This is a genomic window from Acidovorax sp. (assembly GCF_034519795.1).
GTDB lineage: Bacteria > Pseudomonadota > Gammaproteobacteria > Burkholderiales > Burkholderiaceae_C > Acidovorax.
Map to the genome: position 1 here is coordinate 91,816 of NZ_JAXHOB010000024.1, position 12,934 is coordinate 104,749.

General features: G+C 66.9%; 13 protein-coding genes. 12 read left to right on the forward strand and 1 reads right to left on the reverse strand.

The window, feature by feature from the left end; genetic code table 11:
- Positions 1 to 29 precede the first annotated feature (29 nt).
- From uppS to U5N23_RS26825, 12 genes are read left to right on the forward strand one after another with little or no spacing between them, the layout of a single operon-like run.
- The gene (uppS, locus tag U5N23_RS26770) at positions 30 to 761 is read left to right on the forward strand and encodes a polyprenyl diphosphate synthase (RefSeq protein ID WP_322595744.1); all 732 of its coding nucleotides are present in this window, start codon (positions 30 to 32) and stop codon (positions 759 to 761) included.
- An 8-nt stretch (positions 762 to 769) separates the two neighbouring features.
- The gene (locus U5N23_RS26775; protein ID WP_322595745.1) at positions 770 to 1,627 is read left to right on the forward strand and encodes a phosphatidate cytidylyltransferase; all 858 of its coding nucleotides are present in this window, start codon (positions 770 to 772) and stop codon (positions 1,625 to 1,627) included.
- On the forward strand, positions 1,624 to 2,802 hold the full coding sequence (gene ispC / locus U5N23_RS26780; RefSeq protein WP_322595746.1) for a 1-deoxy-D-xylulose-5-phosphate reductoisomerase: 1,179 nt from the start codon (positions 1,624 to 1,626) through the stop codon (positions 2,800 to 2,802). Before U5N23_RS26775 ends, ispC begins: the two co-directional genes overlap by 4 nt.
- Before the next feature lie 54 nt (positions 2,803 to 2,856).
- Complete coding sequence (gene rseP / locus U5N23_RS26785; RefSeq protein ID WP_322595747.1) at positions 2,857 to 4,218, forward strand: RIP metalloprotease RseP; 1,362 nt, start codon at positions 2,857 to 2,859, stop codon at positions 4,216 to 4,218.
- 45 nt (positions 4,219 to 4,263) lie between these two features.
- Complete coding sequence (gene bamA / locus U5N23_RS26790; protein WP_322595748.1) at positions 4,264 to 6,561, forward strand: outer membrane protein assembly factor BamA; 2,298 nt, start codon at positions 4,264 to 4,266, stop codon at positions 6,559 to 6,561.
- Positions 6,561 to 7,082, forward strand: coding sequence for an OmpH family outer membrane protein (locus U5N23_RS26795; RefSeq protein WP_322595749.1), 522 nt, complete (start codon positions 6,561 to 6,563; stop codon positions 7,080 to 7,082). The genes bamA and U5N23_RS26795 overlap by 1 nt, the downstream gene beginning before the upstream one ends.
- 30 nt (positions 7,083 to 7,112) lie before the next feature.
- The gene (gene lpxD / locus U5N23_RS26800) at positions 7,113 to 8,093 is read left to right on the forward strand and encodes a UDP-3-O-(3-hydroxymyristoyl)glucosamine N-acyltransferase (RefSeq protein WP_322595750.1); all 981 of its coding nucleotides are present in this window, start codon (positions 7,113 to 7,115) and stop codon (positions 8,091 to 8,093) included.
- A 16-nt stretch (positions 8,094 to 8,109) separates the two neighbouring features.
- The gene (fabZ, locus tag U5N23_RS26805; protein WP_322595751.1) at positions 8,110 to 8,550 is read left to right on the forward strand and encodes a 3-hydroxyacyl-ACP dehydratase FabZ; all 441 of its coding nucleotides are present in this window, start codon (positions 8,110 to 8,112) and stop codon (positions 8,548 to 8,550) included.
- Positions 8,551 to 8,563: 13 nt separating this feature from the next.
- Complete coding sequence (gene lpxA, locus U5N23_RS26810) at positions 8,564 to 9,361, forward strand: acyl-ACP--UDP-N-acetylglucosamine O-acyltransferase (protein WP_322595752.1); 798 nt, start codon at positions 8,564 to 8,566, stop codon at positions 9,359 to 9,361.
- A 22-nt stretch (positions 9,362 to 9,383) separates the two neighbouring features.
- A complete protein-coding gene (gene lpxB, locus U5N23_RS26815) occupies positions 9,384 to 10,556 on the forward strand; it encodes a lipid-A-disaccharide synthase (RefSeq protein WP_322595753.1) in 1,173 nt (390 codons plus the stop codon).
- Positions 10,516 to 11,172, forward strand: a complete 657-nt coding sequence (gene rnhB / locus U5N23_RS26820; RefSeq protein ID WP_322595754.1) for a ribonuclease HII — start codon at positions 10,516 to 10,518, stop codon at positions 11,170 to 11,172. Before lpxB ends, rnhB begins: the two co-directional genes overlap by 41 nt.
- Before the next feature lie 34 nt (positions 11,173 to 11,206).
- Positions 11,207 to 11,998, forward strand: a complete 792-nt coding sequence (locus tag U5N23_RS26825) for an RNA methyltransferase (RefSeq protein WP_322595755.1) — start codon at positions 11,207 to 11,209, stop codon at positions 11,996 to 11,998.
- 17 nt (positions 11,999 to 12,015) lie between these two features.
- Here the strand turns inward: U5N23_RS26825 and U5N23_RS26830 are convergent, their stop codons facing one another.
- On the reverse strand, positions 12,016 to 12,819 hold the full coding sequence (locus tag U5N23_RS26830; RefSeq protein ID WP_322595756.1) for a hypothetical protein: 804 nt from the start codon (positions 12,817 to 12,819) through the stop codon (positions 12,016 to 12,018).
- Positions 12,820 to 12,934 lie beyond the last annotated feature (115 nt).

The following is a 12,934-nucleotide window of genomic DNA, read 5'->3' on the forward strand; positions in this document are numbered from 1 at the left end:
GCCCCGGTTCACGGGCCCGATCGTTCTACATGTCTGTACCGCAGGTGGTGCCGCACCACATCGCCATCGTCATGGATGGCAACGGCCGCTGGGCCACGCGCCGCTTTCTGCCGCGCCTGGCCGGCCACAAGCAAGGGGTCGATTCACTGCGCCGCTGTGCACGTGCCTGCGTGCAGCGCGGCGTGGGCGTGCTGACCGTCTTCGCCTTCTCCTCCGAAAACTGGAACCGGCCGGCCGAAGAGGTCTCCGGCCTCATGGAACTGCTGGCCATGGCGCTGGCGCGCGAGGTGCCCCAGCTCATGAAGGATGGCGTGCGCCTGTACTTCGTGGGTGCGCGCGCCGGCCTCTCGGCCAAGGTGCAGGACGGCCTGGCCCAGGCCGAGGCTGCCACGGCCCACAACACGCGCCTGGTGCTCAACGTCTGCTTCAACTATGGCGGGCGCTGGGACATTGCCCAGGCCGCTGCGGCGCTCGCCGACAAAGGCGAGCCGATCACCGAAGCCAGCCTGAATGCGGCCATGGGCATGTCCCATGTGCCCGACCCGGACCTCGTGGTCCGCACCGGCGGGGAAATGCGCATCAGCAACTTCCTGCTCTGGCAGGTGGCCTATTCGGAGCTGTTCTTCAGCGACCGGTTGTGGCCGGATTTCGACGAATCCGCACTCGACGAAGCCATTGCGGCTTACAGTGCGCGGGAACGCCGCTTCGGCAAAACCTCTGAACAGCTCCTGTCCGCGCATCCCGATCCGATGCCGGGCTGAAAGGCCCCATGCTCCAACAGCGCGTCATCACTGCCCTCGTCCTGCTGGCCATCCTGCTGCCAGCGCTGTTCTACAGCTCGCCCCTGCCGTTTACCGTGGTGGTGCTGGTGCTCATGGCCGCCGGTGCCTGGGAATGGGGCCGCCTGTGCGGCTTTGGCCAGGCGGGTTCGCTGGCCGTGGGGGCCGCCTGCGTGGCGCTGTGCCTGGGCTCCTGGTGGCTGGGCTGGCTCGCGCAGCCGCTGACGGTGCTGTGGATCGTGGGCGGCGCCCTGTGGGTGCTGGGGACGGCCTGGCTGCTGCGTGCCGGCGTACCCGGCTGGCCGCGCATCCCGGCGGCCGTGCGCCTGGTGGCCGGCGTGCTGGCCCTTTGGCTGGCCTGGCTCGCGGTGGTGCAGGCGCGCCATGTGGGCATCAACTTTCTGCTGTCGGTGCTGGTCCTCGTCTGGGTGGCCGACATCTTTGCCTATTTTGCGGGCCGCGCCTTCGGCCTGCGCTTCACCAAGGGCAAGCTGGCCCCCGCCATCAGCCCCGGCAAGAGCTGGGAAGGCGTGTGGGGTGGTTTGGCCGGCGTGCTGGTGCTGTCTTTCGCCTGGGTGGCGGCCGATGCCCACTGGCAGGCCGAGGTGCTCAGTTTCTACAGCCGCATGGCCCGCCAGGGCTGGTGGCTGCTGGTAGTGGCGGCGCTGTTCATGACGGCGATGAGTGTTTCCGGTGACCTGGTGGAGTCGCTCATCAAGCGCAGCGCCGGCGTCAAGGACAGCAGCGGGCTGCTGCCCGGCCACGGCGGTGTGCTCGACCGCGTCGATGCCCTGCTGCCCACCCTTCCCCTGGCGATGATGCTCACGAGCCTGACGACCCCTCTATGAAACAACGGCTTACCGTCCTCGGTTCCACCGGCTCCATCGGGACCAGCACCCTTGATGTGGTGGCGCGCCACCCCGGGCGCTTCGAGATCTTTGCGCTGAGCGCGGCCACCCAGGTGGACCTGATGCTGGCGCAGTGTGCGCAGTTCAACCCGCGCTTCGCGGTGATGGCCAGTGCCCCCCATGCGCGCGAGCTCGAGGAAAAGCTGCGCCAGAACCACCTGGCCACGCGCGTGCTCTACGAGGCCGATGCGCTGGAGACCATCGCCTCGCACCCCGATGTGGATGCCGTGATGGCGGCCATCGTCGGTGCCGCGGGTCTGGCGCCCTGCCTGGCGGCGGCCCGCACGGGCAAGCGCCTGCTGCTGGCCAACAAGGAAGCCCTGGTGGTGGGCGGTGGCCTGTTCATGCAGACCGTGAAGGAGGGTGGCGCCACCTTGCTGCCCATCGACAGCGAGCACTCGGCCATCTTCCAGTGCCTGCCCGAGGATGCCACCACCTGGCCGGACCGGGTGGACAGCATTTTGCTGACCGCATCGGGCGGGCCGTTTCGCCAGCGCGACCCGGCCACGCTGTCGCAGATCACACCCGAGCAGGCCTGTGCGCACCCCAATTTCTCGATGGGGCGCAAGATATCGGTCGACTCGGCCACCATGATGAACAAGGCGCTCGAGGTGATCGAGGCGCGCTGGCTGTTCGACCTGGCGCCCGACCAGATCAAGGTGGTGATCCACCCGCAGCAGATCATCCACTCGATGGTGCAGTTCAAGGACTCCTCCATCCTCGCGCAGTTGGGTACGCCCGACATGCGCGTGCCCATTGCCGTGGGCCTGGCCTGGCCCGAGCGCATCGCCAGTGGCGCCAGCCGTCTCGACTTTTCGGCCCTGAGCGCGCTGGCCTTCGAGGATGCCGACGCCATCCGCTTCCCCGGCCTGCACCTGTCCTGGCAGGCGCTCAAGGCCGCCGAGGGCACGACGGCGGTGCTCAACGCGGCCAACGAGGTGGCGGTGGGGCGGTTTTTGTCGGGCAGATTGCGTTTCGACCACATCCACGCCGTCAACCTTGCAACTTTGGATGCGGTTTCGCCCTCCAAGCCGGATTCCCTGGCAGCGCTGCTCGATCTGGACGCCCAGTCGCGCAGGGCGGCAGAGCAGGCCGCCGGCCTGCTGGCCGCCTGACCGACCCCATTCGATGGCCGCCGCTGCTGTCCCTGTTGACCCACGGAGCCTTCCATGCTGCTGACCCTTGTTGCGTTCATTGTTGCCCTGGGGCTGCTGATTGCCGTGCACGAGTACGGCCACTACCGCGTGGCTGTGGCCTGCGGTGTCAAGGTGTTGCGCTTTTCGGTGGGCTTCGGCAAGCCGCTGTTCACCTGGCGGCCAAAGGGCTCGCCGACCGAGTTCGTGCTCGGTGCCTTCCCGCTGGGCGGTTATGTGCGCATGCTCGACGAGCGCGAGGCGCCCGTGGCGCCCGAAGAGCGCCACCTGGCCTTCAACACCCAGCCGCTGCGCTCGCGCGCGGCCATCGTGGTCGCCGGCCCGCTTGCCAACCTGTTGCTGGCGGTGCTGCTTTACTCCATCGTCAACTGGAATGGCGTCGAGGAGCCCAAGGCCGTGCTGGCCAGCCCCGTGGCTGGCTCGGTGGCACAGGCGGCCGGCTTGCGTGGCGGCGAGCTGGTGCAGCGCGCGGCCCTGGGTTCGGACGAGCTGGAGCCCGTGCGCTCGTTCGAAGACCTGCGCTGGCTGCTGACCCGTGGCGCGCTGGAGGGTGAACCCGTGCGCCTGGACGTGCAGCCGCAGACCGGCGCGCACCGCGAGCTGGTGCTGGACATGTCCAGGATCGACGCACGCGAGGCCGATGCCCAGCTGTTCCGCAAGATCGGCATCCTCGGCCCCTGGACCCGCCCGGTGCTGGGCGAGGTGATGGCCAAGGGCGCGGCAGAGCGCGCGGGCCTGCAGCAGGGGGATGTGGTGCTCAAGATCGGCGCCACCGAGGTGGTCGACGGCCAGCAGCTGCGCGAGCTGATCCGCCAGTCCATGCGTGGCACGGAGCCGCTGGCGCAACCCTGGCTGGTCAACCGCGGCGGTAGTTCGCTCACGCTGGAGGTGTTGCCCGATGCCCATCCCGAGCTCGGCGCAACGGTCGGCCGCATCGGTGCCTACGTGGGGGCATCGCCCGAATTTGTAACCGTTGAATACGGCGTGATCGAGGGTTTCTGGACCGGCGTGGTCAAGACCTGGGATGTCTCGCTGCTCACCTTGAAGATGATGGGGCGCATGGTGATCGGCGAGGCTTCGCTCAAGAACCTCAGCGGGCCCTTGACCATTGCGGATTACGCCGGCCGTTCGGCGAGCCTGGGCCTCACGCAGTACCTGGTGTTCCTGGCGCTGATCAGCGTGAGCCTGGGGGTGCTGAACCTGCTGCCGCTGCCTGTTTTGGACGGTGGGCACCTGATGTATTATCTTTGGGAGGGCGTGACGGGCAAGCAAGTGTCGGACGCATGGCTGGAGCGGCTGCAGCGCGGTGGTGTCGCGGTGCTGCTCCTGATGATGTCCATTGCCCTGTTCAACGATATCACCCGGCTTTTTGGCTAACCATTTTTCTGCCCTTGCCTTGCAAGGGCGGCTCCAGCTTCATTCATGAAAAATCCAATCAATCGCCTGGGCGTGCGTACCGCATCGGCCATTGCAGCCATGGTCTTTGTCGCCAACGCGGCGTGGGCACTGGAGCCTTTCAAGGTGCAGGACATCCGCGTGGAGGGCCTGCAGCGCGTGGAGCCCGGCACCATCTTCGCATCCATGCCCCTGCGCGTGGGCGATGACTACAACGACGAAAAGGGCGCTGCGGCCATCCGCGCGCTGTTCGGCCTGGGCCTGTTCAAGGACGTGCGCCTGGAAGCCTCGGGCAATGTGCTGGTGGTGGTGGTCGAGGAGCGCCCCACCATCGCCGACGTGGACTTCGCGGGCACGCGCGAGTTCGACAAGGATGCCCTCAAGAAGAGCATGCGCGAAGTCGGCCTGACCGAAGGCCGTCCCTACGACAAGGCGCTGACCGACCGCGCCGAGCAGGAGCTCAAGCGCCAGTACATCAACAAGAGCCTGTACGGCGCCGAGGTGGTGACCACGGTGACGCCCATCGAGCGCAACCGCGTGAACCTCACGTTCTCGGTCGTCGAGGGCGAGCCTGCGCGCATCAACGAGGTGCGCATCGTCGGCAACAAGGCCTTCAGCGAATCCACGCTCAAGGGCCTGTTCGACCAGGACACGGGTGGCTGGCTCAGCTGGTACACCAAGTCCGACCGCTACTCGCGTGCCAAGCTCAATGCCGACCTGGAAACCCTGCGCACCTACTACCTGCAGCGCGGCTACCTGGAGTTCCGCGTGGAGTCCACCCAGGTCGCGATCTCGCCCGACAAACAGGGCATCTCGATCACCGTGAACGTGGTCGAAGGCGAGCGCTTCGTGGTCTCGGGTGTCAAGCTCGAAGGCAACTACCTGGAGCGCGAGGATGAATTCAAGTCGTTGATCACCATTCGCCCCGGTGAGCCCTACAACGCCGACCAGGTGACCGAGACGACCAAGGCCTTCTCCGAGTACTTCGGCCGCTTCGGCTTCGCCTTTGCGCGCGTGGAGGCCGTGCCCGAGATCGACCGCGAGAACAACCGCGTGGCCCTGGTGCTGCAGGTCGAGCCTTCGCGCCGCGCCTATGTGCGCCGCATCAACGTGAGCGGCAACAACCGCACGCGCGATGAAGTGATCCGCCGCGAATTCCGCCAGTACGAGGCCTCCTGGTACGACGGCGAACGCATCCGCCTCTCGCGCGACCGCGTCGACCGCCTGGGCTTCTTCACCGAAGTCAACGTCGAGACGCAGGAGGTGCCCGGCTCGCCCGACCAGGTGGACCTGGTGATCAACGTGGCCGAAAAGCCCACGGGCTCGCTGCAGATGGGCGTGGGCTTCTCGAGCGCCGAGAAGGTGTCCCTGTCCTTCGGCATCAAGCAGGAAAACTTCTTCGGCTCGGGCAACTACCTAGGCGTGGACGTCAACACCAGCAAGTACCGCCGCACGCTGGTGTTCAGCACCACCAACCCCTACTTCACCGACGAAGGCATCTCGCGCACGGTGGACCTGTACTACCGCACCGACAAGCCTTACGAGGACCAGGGCGGCAACTACCAACTGGTGACCACCGGTGGTTCGATGCGCTTTGGCGTGCCCTTCAGCGAGACGGATACGGTGTTCTTCGGGGCCGGCCTGGAGCAGACCACCATCAAGCCCGGCACCAACATCCCGGCCACCTACCTGTCCTATGCCGACAACTTCGGCTACAAGAGCACCTCGATCCCGCTGACCATTGGCTGGTCGCGCGATGACCGCGACAGCGCGCTGGCCCCCAACTCGGGCCGCTACCAGCGCCTGAACTCCGAATGGTCGGTGGCGGGCGACGCCCGCTACGTGCGCGCCAACTACCAGTACCAGCAGTATGTTCCGCTGAACAAGCGCTTCACGCTGGCCTTCAACGGTGAACTGGGCATCGGCAAGGGCCTCAATGGCCGGCCGTTCCCCGTGTTCAAGAACTTCTACTCGGGCGGTCTCGGCTCGGTGCGTGGTTTCGACCAGGGCACCCTGGGCCCGCGCGACGTGACGGGCTCCTCCCTGGGTGGCCCGAAGAAGGTCACCCTCAATGCCGAGTTGATCGCGCCCTTCCCGGGTGCGGGCAACGACCGTACGCTGCGCGTCTTTACCTTCCTGGATGTAGGCAATGTGTATGGCGAGCATGAAAAAGTAACCGCCAACGACATGCGAGCCTCCGTGGGGCTGGGCCTGAGCTGGATTTCCCCACTGGGCCCGTTGCGTCTTGCCTTTGCACAACCGGTGCGCAAGTTTGCTGGCGATAGAATCCAGAAACTGCAATTCCAGATTGGAACGTCTTTCTAATGAACTCCCTTTCCCGCCATTTCGCCCTGGTCATGTTGCTTGGCAGCCTTGCCATGGCGGTTCCCGCGCAAGCCCAAGAGTCCTTCAGGGCCGGTTTCATCAATACCGACCGCATCCTGCGCGAGGCCAACTCGGCCAAGGCGGCGTCGGCCAAGCTCGAGCAGGAATTCACGCGCCGCGAAAAGGATCTCGTGGAGATGGGCAATGCCCTGAAGACCGCCTCCGAAAAATTCGAGCGCGAAGCCCCTACGCTGGCCGAAAGCCAGCGCGCCATCCGCCAGCGCCAACTGGTGGACCAGGACCGTGACTTCCAGCGCAAGCGCCGCGAGATCCAGGAAGACCTGAATGCGCGCCGCAACGAAGAGTACGCAGCCTTGCAGGAGCGCGCCAACAAGGTCGTCAAGCAGGTCGCCGAGGCCGAGAAGTACGACGTGATCCTGCAGGAAGTCGCCTACATCAATCCCAAGCACGACATCACCGACAAGGTGATCAAGGCGCTCAATGCAGCGCCTGCCAAGTAAGCAGCGGCTCCAGCGCTGGGCAGGTGGCGTGTGAGCTTGCGTCTCGGGCACATCGTCGATGCGCTGGGGGGCACGCTGGAGGGGGGGGCGGGTGATACCGTCATCTCCCGCATCGCACCCCTGGAGGTTGCGGGGCCGGGTGACCTCAGCTTCCTGAGCAACCCCCGCTACCAGCAGCAACTGGCCGCCTCCCGGGCGGCCTGTGTCATTGTGGCCCCGGCGATGCGCGAGGCCGCCGTCGCACGCGGCGCCTGCATCGTGGCGGACAACCCCTATGTCTACTTCGCCCGCGCCACGCAGTTGTGGCGCCAGCACACGGCACCTGCAGGGCAGGGTGGGGTGCATGCCAGCGCGGTGGTCGATGCGTCGGCGCAGGTGCATCCCAGTGCCACCATCGGCCCCTTGTGCGTGGTCGAGCGCGGTGCGCACATCGGTGCGGGCACGGTGCTCAAATCCCGCGTCACGGTCGGTGAGGATTGCCGCATCGGCGAGCGCTGCATCGTCCACGCGGGCGTGGTGATCGGTGCTGACGGATTCGGCTTTGCGCCCGAGAAGGGCCAGTGGGTCAAAATCGAGCAGCTGGGCGCGGTGCGCATCGGCAACGATGTCGAGATCGGTGCCAACACCTGCATCGACCGCGGGGCGCTGGACGACACCGTCATCGAGGATGGTGTCAAGCTCGACAACCTGATCCAGATCGGCCACAACGTGCACATCGGCAAGCATGCGGCCATGGCCGGTTGCGTCGGCGTGGCCGGCAGCGCGACCATCGGCGCGCACTGCACCGTGGGTGGTGGCGCCATCGTGCTGGGCCACCTGGAACTGGCGGACAACGTGCACATTTCGGCGGCCACGGTCGTCACCCGCTCGCTGACCCGGCCTGGCCAGTACACCGGCATGTTCCCCATCGACGACAATGCGCGGTGGGAAAAAAACGCTGCAACACTCAAACAACTGCACAGCTTGCGAGAGCGCATCAAGGCGCTGGAGCAGGCTCTCAAGGCAGCATGAACGGAAGAACAACTCGATGATGGATATTCACGCGATTCTCAAGCAACTGCCGCACCGCTACCCCTTCCTGCTGGTGGACAAGGTGATCGAGTTGGAGAGCAACACCCGCATCAAGGCGATCAAGAACGTCACCTTCAACGAGCCGTACTTCATGGGGCACTTCCCGGGCCGTCCGGTGATGCCCGGTGTGCTGATCCTCGAAGCCCTGGCCCAGGCCGCCGGGCTGCTGGCCTTCGATGCCATGGGCAAGGTGCCGGACGAGAACAATATCTACTACTTCGTCGGCATCGACGGTGCGCGCTTCAAGCGGCCGGTGGAGCCGGGCGATCAACTGATCCTCACGATCACCATCGACCGCGTGCGCGGCGGCATCTGGAAGTTCAAGGGCCTGGCCAGTGTGGGCGACGAGGTGGCCTGCGAGGCCGAACTCATGTGCACCATGCGCCAGGTGGGTTGATTCCTTCCAGTCGGTGTCGAACGTGAGCAATATCCATCCCACCGCCGTGGTCGCCGAGGGCGCCCGCCTGGACCCTTCGGTGCTGGTCGGGCCGTATGCCGTGATCGGGCCCAACGTGGTGATCGGTGCCGGCACCACGCTGGGTGCGCACTGCGTCGTCGAGGGGCACACCACCATCGGCCAGGACAACCGCATTTTCCAGTTCGCCTCGCTGGGTGCCGCTCCGCAGGACAAGAAGTACGCCGGTGAAGCCACCCGCCTGGTGATCGGCGACCGCAACACCATCCGCGAGTTCTGCACGCTGAACACCGGCACGGTGCAGGACTGCGGCGAGACCACGGTGGGCGACGACAACTGGATCATGGCCTACGTGCACGTGGCGCACGACTGCACCATCGGCCACCAGACCACCCTGGCCAACAACACCACGCTGGCCGGCCACGTGGAGGTGGGCGACTGGGCCACCGTGGGCGGTCTCACGGGCGTGCTGCAGCGCATGCGTGTCGGTGCACACACCATGGTCGGTTTTTCCAGCCACGTCAACAAGGACGTGCCGCCCTACATGGTGGTGGACGGCAGTCCGCTGGCCGTGCGCGGCGTGAACCTGGTGGGCCTGCGCCGGCGCGATTTCTCGGCCCAGCGCATCGCTGCCATCCGCGAGATGCACAAGCTGCTGTACCGCCAGGGCCTGACCCTGGACGAGGCGCGCAAGCAGATTCTCGCCCTGGCGCAGGACATGCCCGAGGCGGCTGGCGACGTGGCGCTGATGGATGCTTTCCTCGGCAGCGCGGCCCACGGCATCGCGCGCTGATCCCCCACCAAGAGACTGCTGCATGAAGGACAAGGCGCCCCGCGTGGCGATGGTCGCTGGCGAAGCCTCGGGCGACCTGCTGGCCGGCCTGCTGCTCGATGGTGTGCAGGCCCGCTGGCCGGCCACCACCGCCCATGGCATCGGCGGGCCGCAGATGGCCCGGCGCGGCTTCACGGCCTGGTGGCCCAGCGACAAGCTGGCCGTGCACGGCTACAGCATGGAGGTGTTTCGCCGCCTGCGCGAGCTGCTGGGCATCCGCAAGCAACTGCGCACACGCCTGCTGGCCGAGCGGCCCGACATCTTCATCGGCGTGGATGCGCCCGATTTCAACCTGGGGCTGGAGGCCGACCTGCGCGCCGCCGGCATCCCCACGGTGCACTTCGTCTGCCCCTCCATCTGGGCCTGGCGGGCCGACCGCGTCGAGAAGATCCGCAAGAGCGCCGGCCATGTGCTGTGCATCTTCCCGTTCGAGCCCGAACTGCTCGCGCGCCATGGCATTGCTGCCACCTACGTCGGCCACCCGCTGGCCAGCGTGATCCCCGAGGTGCCGGACCGCAGCGCTGCGCGTGCGCGCCTGGGCCTGGCGGATGCCGATGAGGTGCTGGCCATCCTGCCCGGCAGCCGCTCTGCCGAGGTGCAGTACATCGCCCCCGCTTTTTTCCAGGCTGCCGCGTTGCTGCGCCAAGCACGCCCGAAGCTGCGCATGGTGGTGCCGGCCGTGCCCGCGCTGCAATCGCGCATCGAAGAAGCCGCGCGCGCACACGGCGTGGCCGATGTGCTGCAGATCGTCACCGGCCAGTCGCACGCCGTGCTGGCGGCGTGCGATGTGACGCTGATCGCCAGCGGCACGGCCACCCTGGAGGCGGCCTTGTTCAAGCGCCCCATGGTCATCGGCTACCACATGCACCCCTTGAGCTGGTGGCTCATGAAGCGCAAGCAGCTGCAGCCGTGGGTGGGCTTGCCCAACATCCTGTGCGGCGAGTTCGTCGTGCCTGAACTGATCCAGGATGCCGCCACGCCGCAGGCGCTGTGCGATGCGACGCTGCAATGGTTTGACGCAAAAGTGCAGCATCCCGCTACCATCACGGCTTTGGAACAGCGTTTTTCCGCGCTGCATGCAAGCTTGCGGCGCGACACTTCCCAATTGGCTGCCGATGCGATCGAGAAAATCCTTGCCACCGCCGCTGCTGTCTGAACAGGTGAGCCTGGACTGGCACCCGCCCGGCCTGGTGGCCGGCGTGGACGAGGCCGGCCGCGGCCCGCTGGCCGGGCCCGTGGTCGCGGCTGCCGTCATCCTCGACGACCTGCGCCCCATCGCCGGGCTCGATGACTCCAAGAAGCTCACGGCGCTGCGCCGGGAGGCCCTGTTCGACGAGATCCGCGCCAAGGCCTTGTGCTTTGCCATTGCCGAGGCCAGCGTGGAGGAAATCGATCGATTGAACATCCTGCAGGCCACGCTGCTGGCCATGCGCCGTGCCGTCATGGGCCTGCGCCTGAAACCCGTGCGCGTGCTGGTGGACGGCAACCAGCTGCCCCGGCTCGATGTGCCCTCCGAGGCCATCGTCAAGGGCGATGCGCTGGTCAAGTCCATCTCCGCCGCTTCCATCCTCGCCAAGGTCCACCGCGACCGCTGGTGCGAGGAGGTGCACGCGCATTTTCCGCACTATGGCTTCTCGGCCCACAAGGGCTATGGCACGGTGGTGCACATGCAAGCCCTGCGTGCCCATGGCGCCTGCATCCACCACCGGCGCTCGTTCGCGCCCGTGGCGCAGGTGCTGGTGCAGCCCGCCTTCGAAGGCATCAGCGCATGATGCCCGGCGGCCTGCGGCCGCTTTTTTCCGCCCCATGACATCATCTTCCATCACCACCATCCACTCGCGCGACAACGCCTGGGTCAAGGACCTGCGCCGCCTGGCGCAGGACAACGGCGCCTACCGCAAGCAGGGCCGTGTCTGGCTCGAAGGCGATCACCTGTGCCGCGCGGCGCTGGAGCGCGGCGTGGCGCCTGCCGTGGCGGTGTTCGCCGAATCGCTGTGGCCCGCGGCCCAGCCCGAGTGGGGCCAGGCGGCGCCCAGGGTGGTGGTGCTGGCCGACGCGCTGTTTGCCGACATCAGCGGCCTGGAGTCGCCAGCGAAGATGGGTTTCGTGCTCGACCTGCCCGAAGGCAAGGCCCCCCGGCCCGGCGTGGCCGCCGTGGTGCTCGACCGTGTGCAGGATGCGGGCAACGTGGGCTCCATCCTGCGGAGTGCCTCGGCCTTTGGCTTTCGGCAGGTGCTGGCGCTCAAGGGCAGCGCCGCGCTGTGGTCGCCCAAGGTGCTGCGCGCTGGCATGGGGGCGCATTTTGCGCTCGAACTGGTCGAGGGCCTGGCCAACGAGGACCTGGCGGGCCTGCAGCTGCCCATGCTCGTCACCAGTTCGCACCAGGGTGACTACCTGCACCGTGCCGACCTGCCCTGGCCCTGCGCCTGGGTCATGGGCCATGAAGGGCAGGGCGTGGGCCCGGTGCTGCAGGAGCGTGCCGCGCAACACATCCGCATCGCCCAGCCCGGCGGAGAGGAGTCGCTCAACGTGGGCGCCGCGGCGGCCATCTGCCTGCACGCGAGCGCAGCGCAACGCGCGCTGGCGGCGGGGCGCTGAGCGGCGCTCCTGCCGGCTTATTGGTTGCGCAGGAACTGCTGCACGAAGTCGCCCTGGTTGGGCGCATCCTGGTGCGTGGTGAATACCAGCTTCTGGCCCTCCACACGCAGCTTCATCTCGGCGCCGAACTGGCACTGGACCTGGCCCAGCGACGCGGCCTTGGCCTTGAATCCGGCATGGCCCTTGCACATGCTGTCCATCTGCGAGGCCACCTCGCCGCAGAAGCTGGCAATGCTGAGCTTCTTGAGCTTGTCATCGTCGATGGACTTCCAGTCCACTGCCGTCTTCACCGGGCTGCCGCAGGCGGCGCTGGCCGAGGTGTCGGTGTTGGCCAGATCCGCCTGCGCCGAGGCCAGGTGCTTGTCGCGGTCGAAGCGGGCCAGCTTCTCCTGCACGCCGTCCTTTTGCTGGCGCGCGTAGGCAGCCTTGAACTCGGCGGTGTTCAGGGCCTTGCTCTTCTTTTCGTCGAAGGCCAGGTCCACCGCGCCCTGGCGGCCCGGCAGGTAGGTGACATGGCGCTCACCGCCGCCATAGCGGTTGGCCTGCTTGTGCACCAGGCCCCAGTCACGGCCGTCGAGAGTGGTCACGTAGGCCTCGCCGCCGCTGCCACGCTGCTCCAGCTTGCCCAGAAAGATCACCTTGTCGATGGGGTGGTTGACGCCGCTCACGCGCATCAGTGCGGCCTTGCCGTCCGTGGTCGGTGCCAGCACCACTTCCAGGCCCTGCGGTCCCGAGAACACCTGCGGGTAGGCCGCCAGGTCCTGCGCGCTTGCCAGTGTGGAAATCAGTGCGCACGCCAGCGCGATCGAAGTCTTGGTCATCCCGTCTCTCTTGGTGGTGTCAAACGATGCCGGAAAGTCTAGCGGAGGGTCCTGTCGCGGCCCGCCCGGCGCGCCGACAAGTTGTGTCGGTTCGTGAAAAGCGTCTCGGATCCCG